Source organism: Streptomyces sp. NPDC015125 (assembly GCF_043080045.1).
GTDB lineage: Bacteria > Actinomycetota > Actinomycetes > Streptomycetales > Streptomycetaceae > Streptomyces.
The window spans coordinates 50,987-69,469 of sequence record NZ_JBIBVF010000024.1; the positions used below are offsets into that span (position 1 = coordinate 50,987).

18 protein-coding genes and 4 tRNA genes are annotated in these 18,483 nt (G+C 68.6%); 6 read left to right on the forward strand and 16 right to left on the reverse strand.

Annotation, left to right across the window (positions count from 1 at the left end; translation table 11 throughout):
* Positions 1-94: 94 nt before the first annotated feature.
* The 9 genes from rpoB to ACF088_RS34230 all read right to left on the reverse strand — a co-directional run bounded on the left by rpoB (position 95) and on the right by ACF088_RS34230 (position 9,378).
* Positions 95-3,580, reverse strand: coding sequence for a DNA-directed RNA polymerase subunit beta (rpoB, locus tag ACF088_RS34190; RefSeq protein WP_392379759.1), 3,486 nt, complete (start codon positions 3,578-3,580; stop codon positions 95-97).
* Positions 3,581-4,207: 627 nt separating this feature from the next.
* Positions 4,208-4,591 carry a 50S ribosomal protein L7/L12 gene (gene rplL, locus ACF088_RS34195; protein WP_030986128.1) on the reverse strand — a complete coding sequence of 128 codons (384 nt, stop codon included), beginning with the start codon at positions 4,589-4,591 and terminating at the stop codon, positions 4,208-4,210.
* 84 nt (positions 4,592-4,675) lie between these two features.
* Positions 4,676-5,227, reverse strand: a complete 552-nt coding sequence (rplJ, locus tag ACF088_RS34200; RefSeq protein ID WP_328386139.1) for a 50S ribosomal protein L10 — start codon at positions 5,225-5,227, stop codon at positions 4,676-4,678.
* A gap of 314 nt (positions 5,228-5,541) precedes the next feature.
* Positions 5,542-6,411 carry a hypothetical protein gene (locus ACF088_RS34205; RefSeq protein WP_392379761.1) on the reverse strand — a complete coding sequence of 290 codons (870 nt, stop codon included), beginning with the start codon at positions 6,409-6,411 and terminating at the stop codon, positions 5,542-5,544.
* Positions 6,412-6,559: 148 nt separating this feature from the next.
* Complete coding sequence (rplA, locus tag ACF088_RS34210; RefSeq protein WP_088798416.1) at positions 6,560-7,276, reverse strand: 50S ribosomal protein L1; 717 nt, start codon at positions 7,274-7,276, stop codon at positions 6,560-6,562.
* Between the two features lie 82 nt (positions 7,277-7,358).
* Positions 7,359-7,793, reverse strand: coding sequence for a 50S ribosomal protein L11 (gene rplK / locus ACF088_RS34215; RefSeq protein ID WP_030074757.1), 435 nt, complete (start codon positions 7,791-7,793; stop codon positions 7,359-7,361).
* A 168-nt stretch (positions 7,794-7,961) separates the two neighbouring features.
* The gene (gene nusG / locus ACF088_RS34220; RefSeq protein ID WP_350251621.1) at positions 7,962-8,828 is read right to left on the reverse strand and encodes a transcription termination/antitermination protein NusG; all 867 of its coding nucleotides are present in this window, start codon (positions 8,826-8,828) and stop codon (positions 7,962-7,964) included.
* A 73-nt stretch (positions 8,829-8,901) separates the two neighbouring features.
* Entirely contained in the window at positions 8,902-9,198 is a 297-nt protein-coding gene (secE, locus tag ACF088_RS34225) for a preprotein translocase subunit SecE (RefSeq protein WP_042155825.1), read from the reverse strand.
* Positions 9,199-9,305: 107 nt separating this feature from the next.
* A tRNA-Trp gene (locus tag ACF088_RS34230) sits at positions 9,306-9,378 on the reverse strand.
* 183 nt (positions 9,379-9,561) lie between these two features.
* On the opposite strand from ACF088_RS34230, the gene ACF088_RS34235 reads away from it, so the two are divergent.
* Both ACF088_RS34235 and ACF088_RS34240 read left to right on the forward strand, forming a co-directional pair.
* Positions 9,562-10,797: a pyridoxal phosphate-dependent aminotransferase gene (locus ACF088_RS34235; RefSeq protein ID WP_392379762.1), complete on the forward strand. Its 1,236-nt coding sequence runs from the start codon at positions 9,562-9,564 to the stop codon at positions 10,795-10,797.
* 124 nt (positions 10,798-10,921) lie between these two features.
* Positions 10,922-11,965, forward strand: coding sequence for an adenosine deaminase (locus tag ACF088_RS34240; protein ID WP_392379763.1), 1,044 nt, complete (start codon positions 10,922-10,924; stop codon positions 11,963-11,965).
* 46 nt (positions 11,966-12,011) lie between these two features.
* Here ACF088_RS34240 and ACF088_RS34245 read toward each other — a convergent pair whose 3' ends face one another.
* The 6 genes from ACF088_RS34245 to ACF088_RS34270 form a co-directional block, all read right to left on the reverse strand.
* Positions 12,012-13,067, reverse strand: a complete 1,056-nt coding sequence (locus tag ACF088_RS34245; RefSeq protein ID WP_392379764.1) for a UDP-N-acetylmuramate dehydrogenase — start codon at positions 13,065-13,067, stop codon at positions 12,012-12,014.
* 61 nt (positions 13,068-13,128) lie between these two features.
* Positions 13,129-13,563 (reverse strand): MaoC family dehydratase, encoded by a 435-nt coding sequence (locus ACF088_RS34250; RefSeq protein WP_392379765.1) that lies wholly within the window; start codon positions 13,561-13,563, stop codon positions 13,129-13,131.
* A gap of 1 nt (position 13,564) precedes the next feature.
* A complete protein-coding gene (locus ACF088_RS34255) occupies positions 13,565-14,017 on the reverse strand; it encodes a MaoC family dehydratase N-terminal domain-containing protein (RefSeq protein WP_392379766.1) in 453 nt (150 codons plus the stop codon).
* Positions 14,018-14,101: 84 nt separating this feature from the next.
* Positions 14,102-14,266, reverse strand: a complete 165-nt coding sequence (rpmG, locus tag ACF088_RS34260) for a 50S ribosomal protein L33 (protein WP_006604855.1) — start codon at positions 14,264-14,266, stop codon at positions 14,102-14,104.
* An 89-nt stretch (positions 14,267-14,355) separates the two neighbouring features.
* Positions 14,356-14,428, reverse strand: a tRNA-Met gene (locus ACF088_RS34265).
* 47 nt (positions 14,429-14,475) lie between these two features.
* Positions 14,476-14,548: transfer RNA gene (locus ACF088_RS34270), tRNA-Thr, on the reverse strand.
* Between the two features lie 182 nt (positions 14,549-14,730).
* Between ACF088_RS34270 and ACF088_RS34275 the strand changes: the two genes are divergently transcribed.
* From ACF088_RS34275 to ACF088_RS34285, 3 genes are all read left to right on the forward strand, one after another.
* Positions 14,731-15,993, forward strand: a complete 1,263-nt coding sequence (locus tag ACF088_RS34275; RefSeq protein WP_392379767.1) for an amidohydrolase family protein — start codon at positions 14,731-14,733, stop codon at positions 15,991-15,993.
* Positions 15,994-16,083: 90 nt separating this feature from the next.
* Complete coding sequence (locus ACF088_RS34280) at positions 16,084-16,755, forward strand: NAD(P)H-binding protein (protein ID WP_392379769.1); 672 nt, start codon at positions 16,084-16,086, stop codon at positions 16,753-16,755.
* Between the two features lie 165 nt (positions 16,756-16,920).
* Positions 16,921-17,118 (forward strand): hypothetical protein, encoded by a 198-nt coding sequence (locus ACF088_RS34285; RefSeq protein WP_392379770.1) that lies wholly within the window; start codon positions 16,921-16,923, stop codon positions 17,116-17,118.
* Between the two features lie 581 nt (positions 17,119-17,699).
* Here the strand turns inward: ACF088_RS34285 and ACF088_RS34290 are convergent.
* Positions 17,700-17,781: transfer RNA gene (locus ACF088_RS34290), tRNA-Tyr, on the reverse strand.
* A 189-nt stretch (positions 17,782-17,970) separates the two neighbouring features.
* Between ACF088_RS34290 and ACF088_RS34295 the strand changes: the two genes are divergently transcribed.
* Positions 17,971-18,459: a YajQ family cyclic di-GMP-binding protein gene (locus tag ACF088_RS34295; protein ID WP_018090929.1), complete on the forward strand. Its 489-nt coding sequence runs from the start codon at positions 17,971-17,973 to the stop codon at positions 18,457-18,459.
* Positions 18,460-18,483: the final 24 nt, after the last annotated feature.

Sequence of the window (18,483 nt, forward strand, 5' to 3'; positions counted from 1 at the left end):
TCAATCCCTCTCAGGGTTGTAAGTCTTGGGGTCTGAAACGGGGGTCCTGGGGCCGGCCGGGGGAACCATCACTGGCTCCCCGGCCGGACTCCCGTCAGACCTCTTCGACGCTGCTCGGCTCGCGCCGGGACAGGTCGATGCCGAGCTCCTCCGCTGCGCGGAAGACGTCCTCGTCGGTGTCGCGCATCTCGATGGACATACCGTCCGAGGACAGCACCTCCACGTTGAGGCACAGGGACTGCATTTCCTTGATGAGCACCTTGAAGGACTCGGGAATGCCGGGCTCGGGGATGTTCTCGCCCTTGACGATGGCCTCGTAGACCTTCACGCGGCCGGTCACGTCGTCGGACTTGATCGTCAGCAGCTCCTGGAGGGCGTAGGCGGCGCCGTAAGCCTCCAGCGCCCACACCTCCATCTCACCGAACCGCTGGCCACCGAACTGAGCCTTACCACCCAGCGGCTGCTGGGTGATCATGGAGTACGGACCGGTCGAACGCGCGTGGAGCTTGTCGTCGACCAGGTGGTGCAGCTTGAGGATGTACATGTACCCGATCGAGATCGGGTCCGGGAACGGCTCACCGGAGCGGCCGTCGAACAGCCGGGCCTTGCCGGAGCCCTTGACCATCCGCTCGCCGTCGCGGTTGGGGATCGTCGACTCGAAGAGACCGGAGATCTCGTCCTCGCGGGCACCGTCGAACACCGGGGTGGCGACGTTGGAGCCGGCGGCGACCTCGTCGGCGGAGATCGAGTGGAGACGCTTCTTCCACTCCTCCTCGACACCCTCGACCTTCCAGCCCTGGCTGGCGAGCCAGCCGAGGTGGATCTCCAGGACCTGTCCCGGGTTCATTCGGGACGGGACACCCAGCGGGTTGAGGATGATGTCGACCGGGGTGCCGTCCTCCAGGAACGGCATGTCCTCGACCGGCAGGATCTTCGAGATGACGCCCTTGTTGCCGTGCCGGCCGGCGAGCTTGTCACCGTCGGTGATCTTGCGCTTCTGGGCAACGTAGACGCGGACCAGCTGGTTCACGCCCGGGGGCAGCTCGTCGCCCTCTTCGCGGTCGAAGACGCGGACGCCGATGACCTTGCCGATCTCACCGTGCGGCACCTTCAGCGAGGTGTCGCGCACCTCGCGCGCCTTCTCACCGAAGATCGCGCGGAGCAGGCGCTCCTCGGGGGTCAGCTCGGTCTCACCCTTGGGCGTGACCTTGCCGACGAGGATGTCGCCGGCGACGACCTCGGCACCGATACGGATGATGCCGCGCTCGTCGAGGTCGGAGAGGACCTCCTCGGAGACGTTCGGGATGTCCCGGGTGATCTCCTCGGGGCCCAGCTTGGTGTCACGGGCGTCGACCTCGTGCTCCTCGATGTGGATCGAGGAGAGGACGTCGTCCTGCACGAGGCGCTGCGACAGGATGATCGCGTCCTCGTAGTTGTGGCCCTCCCACGGCATGAACGCCACGAGCAGGTTCTTGCCGAGCGCCATCTCGCCTTCGTCCGTGGACGGACCGTCGGCGAGGACCTGGCCCTCGATGACCCGCGCGCCCTCGTCCACGACGACCTTCTGGTTGAAGGAGGTGCCCTGGTTGGAGCGGGTGAACTTGGCGACGCGGTACGTGGTGTACGTGCCGTCGTCGTTGGCGACGGTGATGTAGTCCGCGGAGACCTCCTGGACCACACCGTCCTTCTCCGCCTTGATGACGTCACCGGCGTCGACCGCACAGCGGTACTCCATGCCGGTGCCGACCAGCGGCGACTCCGCCTTGATCAGCGGAACGGCCTGGCGCATCATGTTCGATCCCATGAGCGCACGGTTGGCGTCGTCGTGCTCGAGGAACGGGATCATGGCGGTCGCGGCCGACACCATCTGGCGCGGCGAGACGTCCATGAAGTCCACCTCGTCGGCGGGGACGAGGTCGACCTCGCCGCCACGGCGGCGGACCAGGACACGCTGCTCGGAGAAGCGCATGTCCTCGCCGAGCTTCGCGTTGGCCTGGGCGATCAGGAAGCGGTCCTCCTCATCAGCGGTGAGGTAGTCCACCTCCTCCGTGACCTGACCGTCGACGACCTTGCGGTAGGGCGTCTCGATGAAGCCGAAGACGTTGACCCGGCCGTAGGAGGCCAGCGAGCCGATCAGACCGATGTTGGGACCTTCAGGGGTCTCAATCGGGCACATACGGCCGTAGTGCGAGGGGTGCACGTCACGGACGTCCAGGCCGGCCCGCTCACGGGAGAGACCACCCGGGCCCAGCGCCGAGAGTCGACGCTTGTGGGTCAGACCCGACAGCGGGTTGGTCTGGTCCATGAACTGGGACAGCTGGCTGGTGCCGAAGAACTCCTTGATGGAGGCAACGACCGGCCGGATGTTGATCAGGGTCTGCGGCGTGATCGCCTCGACGTCCTGGGTCGTCATGCGCTCCCGCACGACGCGCTCCATCCGCGCCAGACCCGTGCGGACCTGGTTCTGGATGAGCTCGCCGACGTTGCGCAGACGACGGTTGCCGAAGTGGTCGATGTCGTCGGTCTCGACGACGATCTCCGTGCCGTTCTCGCCGATCGTCTCGGTCTCGCCGGCGTGCAGCTTGACCAGGTACTTGATCGTCGCGATGACGTCATCGGTGGTCAGCACACCGGCGTCCAGCGGCTCGTCGCCACCGAGCTTCTTGTTGACCTTGTAGCGGCCGACCTTCGCGAGGTCGTAGCGCTTGGGGTTGAAGTAGAGGTTCTCGAGCAGCGTCTGAGCGGCCTCGCGGGTCGGCGGCTCGCCCGGACGCAGCTTGCGGTAGATGTCGAGCAGCGCATCGTCCTGGCCCTGGGTGTGGTCCTTCTCCAGGGTGGCGCGCATGGACTCGTACTCGCCGAACTCCTCGAGGATCTGCTCGGTCGTCCAACCGAGAGCCTTGAGCAGGACGGTCACGGACTGCTTGCGCTTGCGGTCGATGCGCACACCGACCATGTCGCGCTTGTCGATCTCCATCTCCAGCCAGGCACCCCGGGACGGGATGATCTTGGCGGAGAAGATGTCCTTGTCGGACGTCTTGTCGATGGAGCTGTCGAAGTACACGCCCGGCGAGCGCACCAGCTGCGAGACGACGACACGCTCGGTGCCGTTGATGCAGAAGGTGCCCTTGTTCGTCATGAGCGGGAAGTCGCCCATGAAGACCGTCTGGGACTTGATCTCGCCGGTCTCGTTGTTCGTGAACTCAGCGGTGACGAAGAGCGGAGCCGCGTACGTGAAGTCGCGCTCCTTGCACTCGTCGATGGAGTTCTTCGGGGGCTCGAAGCGGTGGTCGCGGAACGTCAGCGACATCGACCCGGAGAAGTCCTCGATCGGGGAGATCTCTTCGAAGATCTCTTCCAGACCGGACTTGGTGGGGACTTCCTGCCCACTCTCCAGCGCAGCCTCGACGCGACCCTTCCATGCGGCATTGCCGAGCAGCCAGTCGAAGCTTTCGGTCTGCAGCGCAAGGAGGTTCGGAACCCCGAGGGGCTCCTTGATCTTCGCAAAAGAGATGCGCAGCGGGGCGGTGCTGTCGCCGTTGTTCGTATTGGCAGTCGAGGCGTTGCGCGAGGCGGCCAAGAGGGGGTCCTTCCGAGGGCTCGGACTCACTACGCGCGTACCGGTCCCGAACCGAACAGACTGAGGGAAAGCCCAGATCAGGGCAGATCATTCAGCTTTGCTCGGGCTCGGGTATGCCCCTGGTGACGGGCAGGGAGCAGCTAACAGGCAGCGCAAAGGGTCAGTGTAGCCACTTGGCACACTGATGTCCAGAGCGAGTTTCCGGAGACCGGTTCAACGCCGTGATACCGATCTTCTCCCTCCGGGAGGTCGTGTCCTCCACACCGGAGGAACTCCTCGTTGTTCTTCTCTACGCCCATTGCCCTGCGCCTGCCGAAAGCCCTGCGCCAGTGGCGCACACCGATGCTTCCCTCTTCGTCGGCGATCCATGCCTCGGACCCTGGATCGCTTCTGCGTCGCGTCCCGAGAATTGCGCGCCGCGTCCGGTTCGTCAAGGCCCCCCACCTCTGGGAGATCGTCACATGGGGGCACGTCCGGGCAACGATGATCACCATACTCGCACGCAGGCACGAGAGAATGCAGCCGTGGCGAGCACGCCGAAGGGCGACCACCCGCATGGGTGATCGCCCTTGGCTGGTGTCCGGAGCGCCTCAGGCGCCGTGGACGAGAGTCAGAGACTCCGTGGGGTCACTTGACCTCGACGGAGGCGCCGGCGCCCTTGAGGGACTCGGCAGCCTTCTCCGCGGCGTCCTTGGCGACCTTCTCGAGGACCGGCTTCGGGGTGCCGTCGACGAGGTCCTTGGCCTCCTTCAGGCCCAGGGAGGTCAGCTCACGCACGACCTTGATGACCTGGATCTTCTTGTCGCCCGCACCGGTGAGGATGACGTCGAACTCGTCCTGCTCCTCGACCTCGGCGGCCGGGGCGCCGGGAACGCCGGCGGCGGCAACGGCGACCGGGGCAGCAGCCTCGACGTCGAACTTGTCCTCGAACGCCTTCACGAACTCGGAGAGCTCGATGAGGGTCATGCCCTCGAACTGCGCGAGCAGGTCTTCCTGGCTGAGCTTCGCCATGGTGGCGGTCCTTCCACTAATTCGGCTGGTGCCGGATGTACATGTCTGGCGGGCGTACTACGGGCCCGCTGGGCGTCCGAGTGGTTACTCGGCAGCCTCGGCGGGAGCCGGCGTACCGGCACCGCCCTGCTCGACCTTGCTGCGAAGCGCGTCCGCGGTGCGGGCGAACTTCGTGAGGGGGGCCTGGAAGGTCGCCGCGGCCTTGACCATGGACGCCTTCATGCCACCCGCCAGCTTGGCGAGCAGAACCTCACGGGACTCGAGGTCCGCAAGCTTCTTGATCTCGTCGGCGGACAGCGCCTTGCCGTCAAGGACACCGCCCTTGATGACGAGAGCGGGGTTTTCCTTGGCGAAGTCACGAAGACCCTTCGCCGCCGTGACCGGGTCACCGGTCACGAAGGCAACAGCGGTCGAGCCCTTGAGGTGCTCGTCCAGCTGAATCCCGGCCTCCTTGGCCGCGATCTTGGTCAGCGTGTTCTTCACCACACGGTACTGAGCGTTCTCGCCGAGAGAACGACGCAGCTCCTTGAGCTGCGCCACAGTCAGTCCGGTGTAAGAAGTCACAACAGCTGCGTTGGAGTCACGGAGCTTCTCAGTGATCTCCGCAACAGCTGCGTTCTTGTCAGACGTCGCCATGAGCCTCGGCCTCCTTCCGGGTGATGAGGACCGCGCAGAAGGGGCTGGGCAAAACAAACGCCCCGGCGCAGGCGCACGGGGCGTACTCGACCGGAAGGAAATCCGTCCGGGAGTTCATCCATACACACCTGCGCAGGCCGTCCGCAGCTAGCGGATCCTTCGGCCACCACACGTCCGGGACCGGACGCGCAGAGACAACCAGCGGTCTTTGGCTTCCGGGAAAAGATACGGGAGCGGGATGCGGTCAGGCAAATCGGCGTGGGCGGGGACATCGCAGAGCCCCCGCCCACGCCGTCACGCGTGCGCGGTACCGGTCAGGCGCCGGGCGCGGTCGTCGTCTGGCTCGCCGGCGGCGGGGCCACGTCGACCTTGGTGCCGTAGCCCGTGTAGAGCGCGGTGGAGTCGCTGGGCTGCTTGCCGCCGAGCTTCTCCCGCTTCTTGACCAGCAGGTCGTTCGAGTCGATCCAGACGTCGAGCTGCTCGCTCTTTGCGCCGCTCTTCTCGAACTGCTTGCGGATCATGTCGCCGAGGTCCTTGCCGAGCTTGCCGCGCAGCTGGTCCGGCGTGATGGTGCCGGTGTAATGCGTCGCCTGGACACCGTTGACGTCCTCCTTGCCGACGGCCTTGGCCGAGCCGGAGGCGGCCAGCAGCTCGATCGGCTGACTCGGGTCGGCGTTCTGCAGCGCTTCCTGGAGCAGGGCGCCCGAGCCGCCCAGCTTCTTCGACAGGAGGGAGTACGGGTACTTCGTCCAGGGCTTGCCGCCGTCACCCGGCATGGCGGCGCCCAGGTTCATGTACACGGCGTCCTCGGCGTAGATCGCCTTGCTCGGCTTGCTCGGCTTACCGGAGCTCCCGCCGACGTCCATGGTGTTTTCCACGTTCATCCGCATGCCCTGCGACCAGTCCAGCTCGCCCTTGGTGGACTGCTTCAGCTGCTTGCCGAGCAGGGTCGAGGTCGTGGAGGCGTCGATCTTCGCGGTCTTCTTGCCCTTGGTCGCCTGCTGGGCCGCCTTCAGCGCGTCCACCGGATTCTGCGCCGGGTCCTGCTTCCCGCCCGCGTCGCTGCCGCCGGTGCTGCTGCTCCCGCCTCCGGACGCCTTGCCGCCGTCGTTGTTGCAGGCGCTCAGGCCGCCCACCAGAATCACTGCACCCGCCACGGCGGCGGCTATACGCGTGCTACGCACTGGAGGCTCCCCCTTGGATCATCTTTACGGACCTCGGGGCGACTGTAGTGGAGGCCACTGGCCACACATGTGTCAGGCCCCGTCTCTCCACAGGGAGAAACGGGGCCTGACGCACGAATCACGCGCTACAAGGCGTCGATCAGGAAGATCAGACGGCCTCGTCCTCGACGAGGAGGTTGCGGGTGCGGTTGGCGTCCAGCGGGATGCCGGGGCCCATCGTGGTGGTGACGGTCGCCTTCTTGATGTAGCGGCCCTTGGCGGCGGACGGCTTGAGGCGGTTGATCTCCTCGAGCGCCGCGGCGTAGTTCTCCACCAGCTTGGTCTCGTCGAAGGAGACCTTGCCGATGATGAAGTGGAGGTTCGCGTGCTTGTCCACGCGGAACTCGATCTTGCCGCCCTTGATGTCGGTGACAGCCTTGGCGACATCCGGGGTGACGGTGCCGGTCTTCGGGTTCGGCATCAGACCACGCGGACCGAGCACGCGGCCGAGGCGGCCGACCTTGCCCATGAGGTCCGGGGTGGCGACGACGGCGTCGAAGTCCAGACGGCCCTTGGAGACCTCGTCGATCAGTTCGTCCGAGCCGACGATGTCGGCGCCGGCGGCTTCCGCGGCCGCAGCACGGTCACCGGTCGCGAAGACCAGGACCCGGGCGGTCTTACCGGTGCCGTGCGGGAGGTTCACGGTGCCACGGACCATCTGGTCGGCCTTGCGCGGGTCGACACCCAGACGCATGGCGACCTCGACGGTCGCGTCGAACTTGACGGACGCGGTGTCCTTGGCGAGACGGACGGCCTCGAGGGGGGCGTACACGCGCTCCCGGTCGATCTTCGCGTCCGCATTGCGAAGAGTCTTGCTGCGCTTCACTTCTGCTCCTGATGCAGTGGGGTGGAGTCGTGGTGCGGACCAGCGCCTGGTCCTGCCACGGGTGGTGCCAGAGGGGCTGAGATCAGCCCTCGACCGTGATGCCCATGGAACGGGCGGTGCCGGCGATGATCTTCTCGGCGGCGTCCAGGTCGTTGGCGTTCAGGTCGGGCATCTTGGTGGTGGCGATGTCACGGACCTGGTCGCGCGTGATCTTGGCGACCTTGGTCTTGTGCGGCTCGCCGGAGCCCTTCTCCACGCCCGCGGCCTTCAGGATGAGCTTCGCGGCCGGCGGGGTCTTGGTGATGAAGGTGAAGGAACGGTCTTCGTAGACCGTGATCTCCACCGGCACGACCATGCCACGCTGCGACTCGGTCGCGGCGTTGTAGGCCTTGCAGAACTCCATGATGTTGACGCCGTGCTGGCCCAGCGCGGGGCCGACCGGCGGGGCCGGGTTTGCGGCGCCGGCGCTGATCTGGAGCTTGATAAGCCCCGTGACCTTCTTCTTCTTGGGAGGCATGCTCTCTCCGGGTCCTAGTGAGAGGTGTTTCGCCATTCCACCCGGTCATCCGGATGGAGGCATACCGCACAACGATAACGGGTATAGTCGCGCGGCCAAAAACCGAGCAGGTCAGACCGGCTGTGAGCCCGTCTGACCTGATCGGTTTGGCTGGTGTTCCGGAAGAACCTAGTTCTTCTGGATCTGGTCGAAGCTCAGCTCGACCGGGGTCTCGCGGCCGAAGATCTCGACGAGGCCCTTGACCTTCTTCGAGTCGGCGTTGATCTCGTTGATCGTCGCCTGCAGCGTCGCGAACGGGCCGTCGGTGACGGTGACGGAGTCGCCCACCTCGAAGTCCAGCACCTGGACCTCGACCTTGCGGGACGGCGCCGGCTTGCCCTCGGCCGCGGCGGCCTCCTTGGCGGCCTTCTCCTCGGCCTCCGGGGCGAGCATCTTGACGATCTCGTCCAGCGTCAGCGGGTAGGGGTCGTAGGCGTTGCCGACGAAGCCGGTGACACCCGGGGTGTTGCGGACGACGCCCCAGGACTCGTTCGTCAGGTCCATGCGCACGAGAACGTAGCCGGGGAGCTTGTTCTGGCGGATGGTCTTGCGCTCGCCGTTCTTGATCTGCGCGACCTCTTCCTGCGGCACCTCGGCCTGGAAGATGAAGTCCTCGACGTTCAGCGAGACGGCACGCTGTTCGAGGTTGGTCTTCACGCGGTTCTCGTAACCGGCGTAGGTGTGGATGACGTACCACTCACCGGGCAGGCCACGGAGCTCGTCACGGAGGGCGGCCACCGGGTCGACCGGCTCCTGCTCCTCGTCCTCGGCGACCTCGGCGAGAGCCTCGGCGTCCTCTTCGACGTGCACCGCAGCCTCTTCGGCGGGCTCGCCGGCGGCGGCGTCCTCGGAGTCGAGCTCGTCGACCTCGTCGGCGGCCTCGACGATCTCAAGCGCGGTGTCGTCGCCCTCGACCTCGGCCGAGGCAGCCGCGTCAACGTCGGCCGCTGCCGGCTCTGCGGAGTCGGCGGCGTCGTTCAGGTTCGGGTCAGACACGGTGGCTGCTTCTTCCTGGCTTCAAGGGGTTGAACATGCGAAAGGGGCGCCCGCTGAGGCGCCCTCCGCGGGATCAGCCGAAGACGTACCCGACGACTCGGTTGATTCCCAAGTCAATCACGGTTACGAGACCGATGATGATGACAACGAAGACGATCACCACGCTGGTGTACGTCGACAGCTGGCTACGCGTGGGCCAGACGACCTTGCGGAGTTCCGCCACTACCTGGCGGTAAAAGAGCGCGAGGCGCGCGAAGGGGCCCTTCTTGCCGCGCTTACCGCCACGGCGGGGCTTCTTCTGGGATTCCGCGGTGTCGTCCTCGGAACGACCGCGCTCAGGCATGTCGATGGAGCCCAGGGCGTCCGTCACTCGTCCTCACCTGAATCCGGGTCGTGGCCGTGCCGCGCCCGGTTGAGCCGCACGGCGGTGCATTTCATACGTACGCGTGCACGCACTGCGGTGGAGAGTGCGTGTAGCAGGGCCGGAGGGACTTGAACCCCCAACCGCTGGTTTTGGAGACCAGTGCTCTACCAATTGAGCTACGACCCTTTGTGGTTCCCCCAACCTACCGCATGCGGTCGACTGCACTAGGTGCGTGCGCCGCGGCGGCCTGTTCGGAGCCAACGGTCAGCGAGTGTACGTGGTTCGGAGCCGGGCGTCGAACAGGATCCTCCCGGGTGGTGCCCGCAAACCCGTGTGCCGGGCTCCTCAGAGGTCTGCAACGATGCATATATGAGCGCTGCAACCCCTTCCGCATCGTCCCCCACCGACCGCCGGGTCTCGGCCCGTGTCGGTTCGATCTCCGAGTCCGCCACCCTCGCCGTCGACGCCAAGGCGAAGGCCCTCAAGGCGGCCGGACGCCCGGTGATCGGCTTCGGCGCCGGTGAGCCCGACTTCCCCACGCCCGACTACATCGTCGAGGCGGCGATCGAGGCCTGCCGCAACCCGAAGTACCACCGCTACACCCCGGCCGGCGGCCTCCCCGAGCTCAAGACCGCGATCGCCGCGAAGACACTGCGGGACTCCGGCTACGAGATCGAGGCCGCGAACGTCCTGGTGACGAACGGCGGCAAGCAGGCCATCTACGAGGCGTTCGCCGCGATCCTCGACCCGGGCGACGAGGTCATCGTGCCCGCTCCGTACTGGACCACCTACCCCGAGTCGATCCGGCTCGCGGGCGGTGTGCCGGTCGATGTGGTCGCCGACGAGACCACCGGCTACCGCGTGACCGTCGAGCAGCTGGAGGCGGCCCGTACGGACCGCACCAAGGTGCTGCTCTTCGTGTCTCCCTCGAACCCGACCGGTGCGGTCTACACCCGCGAGCAGGTCGAGGCGGTGGGCCGCTGGGCCGCCGAGCACGGCCTGTGGGTGCTGACCGACGAGATCTACGAGCACCTGGTCTACGGCGACGCCGAGTTCTCCTCGCTGCCCGTGGTCGTCCCGGAGCTGCGCGACAAGTGCATCGTCGTCAACGGCGTGGCGAAGACGTACGCGATGACCGGCTGGCGGGTGGGCTGGGCGATCGGCCCCAAGGACGTCATCAAGGCCGCCGCGAACCTCCAGTCGCACGCCACGTCCAACGTCTCCAACGTCGCGCAGGCGGCCGCCATCGCGGCGGTCTCCGGCGATCTGACGGCCGTCGAGGAGATGAAGGTCGCCTTCGACCGCCGCCGTCGCACGATCGTGCGGATGCTCAACGAGATCGACGGCGTGCTGTGCCCGGAGCCGGAGGGCGCGTTCTACGCGTACCCGTCGGTCAAGGAGCTCCTGGGCAAGGAGATCCGCGGCAAGCGCCCGCAGACCAGCGTCGAGCTGGCCGAGCTGATCCTGGAGGAGGCGGAGGTCGCCGTCGTCCCGGGTGAGGCCTTCGGCACCCCCGGCTACCTGCGGCTTTCCTACGCGCTGGGCGACGAGGACCTGGTCGAGGGCGTGTCGCGCCTGCAGAAGCTGCTGGCCGAGGCCAAGTAGGACACCAGCCACCGGCCGTTGGCGAACGGGCCCCGATGTTCCGGGGCCCGTTCGCGCGTTCCCCCGGACACCCCTTCGGGAAAGGCCCTACCGGCGCACCGCCCCCATGCGGCAAGATCTTGGGATGGAGAGCGTTCGTGCCCGCGGCGGAGCCGCACTTCGAGACCTGCGCCGATTGCCGAAGGCCCATCTGCACCTGCACTTCACCGGTTCGATGCGGTCCGCGACCCTGCTGGAACTCGCCGACAAGTACGGCGTCCATCTGCCCGAGGCGCTGCGGAGCGGTGAGCCGCCCCGGCTGAGAGCCACGGACGAGCGCGGCTGGTTCCGCTTCCAGCGGCTCTACGACATCGCGCGGTCGTGTCTGCGGGAACCCGAGGACATCCAGCGGCTGGTCCGCGAGGCCGCCGAGGAGGATGTCCGCGACGGGTCGCGCTGGCTGGAGATCCAGGTCGATCCGACCTCGTACGCACCGCGACTGGGCGGGCTGATCCCGGCCCTGGAGATCATCCTGGACGCGGTGCACGGCGCCTCCCGTGACACCGGGCTCGGCATCCGCGTCGTGGTCGCCGCGAACCGTATGAAGCACCCCTTGGACGCCCGCACGCTGGCGCGTCTCGCGGTGCGCTACGCCGACCGGGGTGTGATCGGTTTCGGGCTGTCCAACGACGAACGCCGGGGTTTCGCCCGGGACTTCGACCGCGCCTTCGCCATCGCCCGGGAGGGCGGTCTGCTGGCGGCGCCGCACGGCGGCGAGCTGTCGGGGCCGGCGAGCGTCCGGGACTGCCTGGACGATCTGCACGCCGGCCGGGTGGGGCACGGCGTACGTGCCGCGGAGGACCCCGTGCTGCTGCGCCGGCTGGCCTCGCGCGGGGTGACCTGCGAGGTGTGCCCGGCGTCGAATGTGGCGCTGGGGGTCTACGAGAAGCCGGAGGACGTGCCGCTGCGGACGCTCTTCGAAGCCGGGGTGCCGATGGCGCTGGGCGCGGACGATCCGCTGCTGTTCGGCGCGCGGCTGGCCGCGCAGTACGAGATCGCCCGCACCTCACACGGCTTCACGGACGCCGAACTGGCCGAACTCGCCCGGCAGTCGATCCGCGGGTCGCGCGCCCCGCAGGACGAGCAGCAGCGGCTGCTGGCCGAGATCGACGGCTGGCTGGGCGCGTAGCGTCCCCGGGGCGGCTCGGACCGCCCCGGGGCCCGTCGGCACTCTTCTAGAGGCTGACGCCGACCGTGACCGGCTCGTTGACGAGCATGACGCCGAAGGCCGCGTGGACGCCGTCGCGGACCTCGCGGGCCAGGGCGAGCAGGTCCTCGGTGGCGGCCCCGCCGCGGTTGGTGAGCGCGAGGGTGTGCTTGGTGGAGATACGGGCCGGGCCGCTGCCGTAGCCCTTGGTGAAGCCTGCCCGGTCGATGAGCCAGGCGGCGGAGGTCTTCACCAGGCCCTCGCCGGCCGGGAAGGCGGGCGGGGCGACGTCGGGGCCGAGGCGGTCCTGGACGCGCCGGAGGAAGGCCGCGTGCTCGGCCTCGGTGAGGATCGGGTTGGTGAAGAAGGAGCCGGCCGACCAGGTGTCGTGGTCGTCGGCGTCCAGCACCATGCCCTTGCCGGCACGCAGCGCCAGAACGGTCTCCCGGGCGACGGCGGCCGGGACCCGGTCTCCGGCCTCGACGCCGAGGGCGCGGGCCGTCTCGGCGTACTTCAGGGGCGCGGAGAGGCCCCCGGCGTCCTCCAGGGCGAAGCGGACCCGCAGCACCACGAACCGGTCGGGGTGCTCCTTGAAGCGGCTGTGGCGGTACGAGAAGCCGCACTCCTCGTTCGGGATCGTGACGGTCTCGCCGGCCCGGCGGTCGTAGGCGACGACCTCGGTGATCGTGGCGGAGACCTCCTGGCCGTACGCGCCCACGTTCTGGATCGGGGTGGCGCCCGCCGAGCCGGGGATACCGGCCAGGCACTCCACACCGGCCAGTCCGGCCCCGACCGTACGGGCGACCGCATCGGACCAGTTCTCGCCGGCGGCGAGCGTGAGGGCCGTGCCGTCGAGCGCGAAGCCGCGGGTGGCGATGCGCAGGGCCGTGCCGTCGAAGCCCTTGTCGCCGATCACGAGATTGCTGCCGCCGCCGATGATCAGCAGCGGAGTCCCGGCTTCGTCGGCCGCACGGACCGTCTCGATCACCTCGTCGTCGGTGGTGGCCGTGACGAGGCGGGTGGCCGGTCCGCCGAGGCGGAAGGTGGTCAGCGGGGCGAGGGGCGCGTCGTGGAGTTCCTGCACGCGCCCAAGGGTACGGGGACGGCCCGGCGCTGCTCGGCCGACCGCCCCCGCAAGGCGCCGCTCAGGCGAGACGGACCACGGCGCGGGACATGCCCAGCACCTTCTGGCCCGCGCTCACCGCGGTGAGGTCGACCCGGACCGTACGGTCGTCGTCGTCCAGCTTGGCGGCGACCTTGGCGCTGACCTCGATCAGGGCACCGGTCTCGTCGTTGGGGACGACGACGGGCTTGGTGAAGCGCACGCCGTACTCGGCGACCGCGCCCGGGTCACCGGCCCAGTCGGTGACCACACGGATCGCCTCGGCCATGGTGAACATGCCGTGGGCGATGACGTCCGGCAGTCCGACCTCCTTGGCGAACTTCTCGTTCCAGTGGATCGGGTTGAAGTCACCGGAGGCGCCCGCGTACCGGACGAGTGTCGCGCGGCTCACGGGGAAGGTCTGCGCCGGGAGTTCGGTGCCGACCTCGACCTCGTCGTAAGAAATCGTGGCGGTCATCTCAGGCCTCCTTCGCGGCGCGGGCCACCAGCTTGGTGAAGGCGGTCACGACATGGTCGCCCGCCGCGTCGTGCACCTCACCGCGAATATCGATGATGTCGTTGCCCGCCATGGACTTGATGGCCTCGATGGTGGAGGTGACGCTCAGCCGGTCCCCGCTGCGCACCGGTCGGGTGTAGGCGAACTTCTGGTCGCCGTGCACCACCCGGCTGTAGTCCAGCCCCAGTTGCGGATCCTCGATGACCTGCCCCGCGGCCTTGAATGTGATCGCAAACACAAAGGTCGGCGGCGCGATCACCTCGCAGTGCCCGAGCGCCTTGGCCGCTTCGGCGTCCGTGTAAGCGGGGTTGGTGTCACCGATCGCCTCGGCGAATTCGCGGATCTTTTCCCGGCCGACCTCGTACGGGTCGGTGGGCGGGTACGTGCGTCCGACAAAAGACTGGTCGAGCGCCATGGGCTCGCAACCTCCCTGTACTGATGGTGATAACGCCGTGAGGCCGCCCCCACGAATGGGGACGGCCTCACGGACGAGCCTGTGTTATCGCGTCTCGCGGTGCGCGGTGTGCGAGTTGCAACGAGGGCAGTGCTTCTTCATCTCAAGACGGTCCGGGTCGTTACGCCGGTTCTTCTTGGTGATGTAGTTCCGCTCCTTGCACTCCACGCAGGCCAGCGTGATCTTCGGGCGGACGTCGGTGGCAGCCACGTGAGTGCTCCTTGGACGGACGGGTGGTCGGATTAACGCATAAAAGAGTAGCCGATCGGAGGACCGACCCCACAATCGGCTACTGTCAGTAGCGGTGACCGGACTTGAACCGGTGACACAGCGATTATGAGCCGCTTGCTCTACCGACTGAGCTACACCGCTGTGATGCAAGAGTCCCTCGCCCGAAGGCGAGGTACCTCACACATCAGAGCCCCAATACGGAATCGAACCGTAGACCTTCTCCTTACCATGGAGACGCTCTGCCGACTGAGCTATTGGGGCGAGCGATGAAGACATTACACGGCCCGCCGCCAAACGTGAAATCCGTATCCGGGCCGTGCCCCAACGGCCCCGCGCACCACACCGGTACGACTATTTCGCGCCTGCGCGAAGCTCTCCCGGCAGCGTCCTAGGCTCGGAAGAACGCTGCGTGATCTTGCACGCCGGTGGCTTCGAGGAGCGCGATGTCCGACAGCAGTTCGCCGCAGCCCCAGCCGGGAAAGCCCGGCGGCGCCGGCCGCTACGCCGGGCCGGACAGCGGTGCGCTGGTGCTGTGCGGCGCCCGGCTCGCCGACGGCCGGACGGTGGACGTACGGCTCGGCGGCGGCTCCATCGAGGCCGTCGGGACGGCCGGCAGCCTCGCCCCCCAGGGCGCCCGCGTCGACCTCGCCGGCTACCTCCTGCTCCCCGCCCCCGCCGAACCGCATGCGCACTGCGACACCGCTCTGACGGCGGACGCCGACGGCCCCGCCTCCGGCTCTCCGGAGGACGTCCAGCGGCGGACGACCGAGGCCGCGCTGCTGCAGCTGGGGCACGGCGCCACCGCTTCGCGCAGTCACGTCCGGATCGGCGACGTACAGGGCCTGCGTTCGCTGGAGGCGGTGCTGCAGGCCCGCCGGTCGCTGCGCGGACTGGCCGACCTGGCGGCGGTGGCGGTACCGCGGGTGCTGACCGGGGTGGCCGGGGCGGACGGGCTGGCGATGCTGCGGGACGCCGTGAAGATGGGCGCCTCGGTCATCGGCGGCTGTCCGGACCTCGACCCCGACCCGGCCGGGTATGTCGAAACGGTCCTGGAGCTGGCCGGGGAGCACGGCTGCCCGGTGGACCTGCACACCGACGGCGACGATCCGGCGCGGCTGGCGCGGTTCGCGGCGATGGCGGGCGGGCTGCGGCCGGGCGTCGCGCTCGGGCCGTGTGCGGGCATGGCGCGGATGCCACGGAGCGTGGCGGCGCGGGTCGCCGAGCAGCTGGCGGCCGCCGGGGTCGCCGTCGTCTGTCTGCCGCAGGGCGACTGCACGGGGCTGGAGCGGTACGGCTCGCGGGTGTCGCGGCCGGCGCCGGTACGGCTGCTGCGGGCGGCCGGGGTGCGGGTGGCGGCGGGCAGCGGGGCGCTGCGGGACGTGGCGAACCCGGTCGGACGGGGCGACCCCCTGGAGGCGGCCTATCTCCTGGCTTCCCTGGGGGAGGCCACCCCGGATGCCGCGTACGAGACCGTGAGCGCGGCGGCGCGGGCGACGCTGGGCCTGCCCGAGGTGCGGGTCGAGGCGGGCTTCCCCGCAGAGCTGCTGGCGGTGCGCGGCGAGCGGATCGCCGGGGTGCTCTCACTGGCCTACAGCCGGATCGTGATCCACCGGGGGCGGGTGGTCGCCCGAACCAGCGCGGTGCGGGAGTACTGCGACTCGGCGGCGGAGGTGGCGCTGGAGCTGCCGCGGCAGTCGCAGCGCTGAGCTCGCAGCGCTGCGCCACGGCGGCGAGAAGCCCCCGGCCCCCGGCCGGTCCCGCACCCCGCGGCGGGCCTTCGGCGTACGGTCGGGATCATGCGCATTGTCATCGCAGGTGGACATGGTCAGATCGCGCTGCGGCTGGAGCGGTTGCTCGCCGGGCGCGGGGACGAGGTCGCGGGCATCGTCCGTCGGCCGGAGCAGGCCGGCGATTTGCTGGCCGCGGGCGCCGAGCCGGTGGTCTGCGACCTGGAGTCGGCGTCGGTGGAGGACGTCGCCCGGCACATGGAAGGCGCCGACGCGGCCGTCTTCGCGGCGGGTGCGGGGCCGGGCAGCGGCAGTGAACGCAAGGAGACGGTGGACCGCGGCGCGGCGCGGCTCTTCGCGGACGCGGCCGAGGCCGCGGGCGTACGGCGCTTCCTCGTCATCTCCTCCATGGGCGCGGACCGCGAGCCCCCCGAGGGCACCGACCCGGTGTTCGCCGCCTACCTGCGGGCCAAGGCCGCAGCCGACGCGGACATCCGGTCCCGCGCCGGCCTGGACTGGACGATCCTGCGGCCCGGCCGGCTGACGAACGACCCCGGGCCGGGCCGGGTGACACTGGCCGACGCGACCGGCCGCGGCCCGGTCCCGCGCGACGATGTCGCGGCCACCCTGATGGCGCTGCTCGACGAACCGGGCACGATCGGCAAGACGTTGGAGCTGATCGGCGGGGACGTACCGGTGGTGGACGCGGTGCGGGCGGTGTCGGCGGCGCAGCGGGGGTAGGGCGTTCGCCGGGAGCACGAAGGCCGTACCGGGCCCCGGGCCGCGGGCGCGGGCCGGGAGCCGGGGACCGGGGGCCGGTTGTGCGCTGCTGACCGGCCGGCATCGCGGGCGCTGTCCTCAGCAGTTGCGGTGCCATGTCGGCCAAGCGAAGGAAGCACTCGGATCGTGACCACGCCCACCCGCCCCGGAAGCTCGGCCGACCGACTGCTCATCGGCACGCTTGTGGGGGCATGCCTCCTGGTCACGATCGAGGCGCCGCCGGCCTTCGTCACCCTCGTCCAGCTCATGCCCCGCGGCGATGATGCTGTCGAGTTCGACGCGGCTTCGAAGTTCGGGCTCATCAGCGAGATGGGCATGGCCTGAGCCGTCCTCTGCCTTGTCCTTACCCTTCCCTTCGTGAAAACGCGAAGGCTGCGGCACCGGTGGTACGCGCCGCCCCTCGCCATGCTCGCGGCGCCGGCAGTACGGCTCCTCTTGTTCCCGCCCTACGGCAGCTGACCGGGCGGGCGGGAACTCGAGATCCGCTCCCCGCTCGCTCCCGAGGCTGCTCAGAGAACGCAGCAGGCCCGGTTCCCGTTGCCGGAAGCCGGGCCTGACCTGTTGCTCCTCGGTCGGGATGGCGTGGTCTACGTCACGCCGCCCCATCGGCCTTGCTCGGTTCCGGCGACGGGCCACCGCTCCTCGCCGAAGCGGGCGGGCCGCAGCGTGGCGGCACTCTTGCGCGCGTACGCCACGTTCCTCAATGACGACGACGAGGCGGCCAACGCCAGGATCTCCGTCCGACGACGGCCGTAGCCGAGGGGCGGCATCCGGAAGGCCGGCCATGCCCCGAGACGGAGCGCGACAGGACGGGAAAGAGCGAGAGGGGCGGCTGCACCCGAGGACGGATGACAAAAGGCCCTTGGCCTGCGGTAATCGCAGGCCAAGGGCCTTTTGCTTTCCTGTGGCGGCGCCAGGATTCGAACCTGGGAAGGCTGAGCCGGCAGATTTACAGTCTGCTCCCTTTGGCCGCTCGGGCACACCGCCAGGGTTTGCTGCCGGGAGACCCGCTGTGGGGCGGTGCTCCGTGGCAACGACGTAAACCATACCCGATGGCTGGGGGTGCTTCGCCACTCGATTCGGGAGCGCTGGATCTTGGCCGGGTGGCTAGGCTTGGCAGGCGGCCCGGGAAGGGCCGCACCCCTGACGGATCTACGTACGAGGAGCCAACTCAACATGGCCGACTCCAGTTTCGACATCGTCTCGAAGGTAGAGCGGCAGGAGGTCGACAACGCCCTCAACCAGGCCGCCAAGGAGATCTCGCAGCGCTACGACTTCAAGGGCGTGGGCGCGTCGATCGAGTGGTCGGGCGAGAAGATCGAGATGCGGGCCAACGCCGAGGAGCGGGTGAAGGCCGTGCTCGATATCTTCCAGTCCAAGCTGGTCAAGCGCGGGATCTCGCTGAAGGCGCTGGACGCCGGTGAGCCGCAGGCCTCGGGCAAGGAGTACAAGATCTTCGCCTCGATCGAGGAGGGGATCTCGCAGGACAACGCCAAGAAGGTCGCCAAGATCATCCGCGATGAGGGCCCGAAGGGCGTCAAGGCGCAGGTGCAGGGCGACGAGTTGCGGGTCAGCTCGAAGAGCCGGGACGACCTGCAGGCCGTACAGCAGCTGCTCAAGGGCAAGGACCTGGACTTCGCCCTGCAGTTCGTGAACTACCGGTAGCAGCCCGGCTTTCGGGTGCCACGG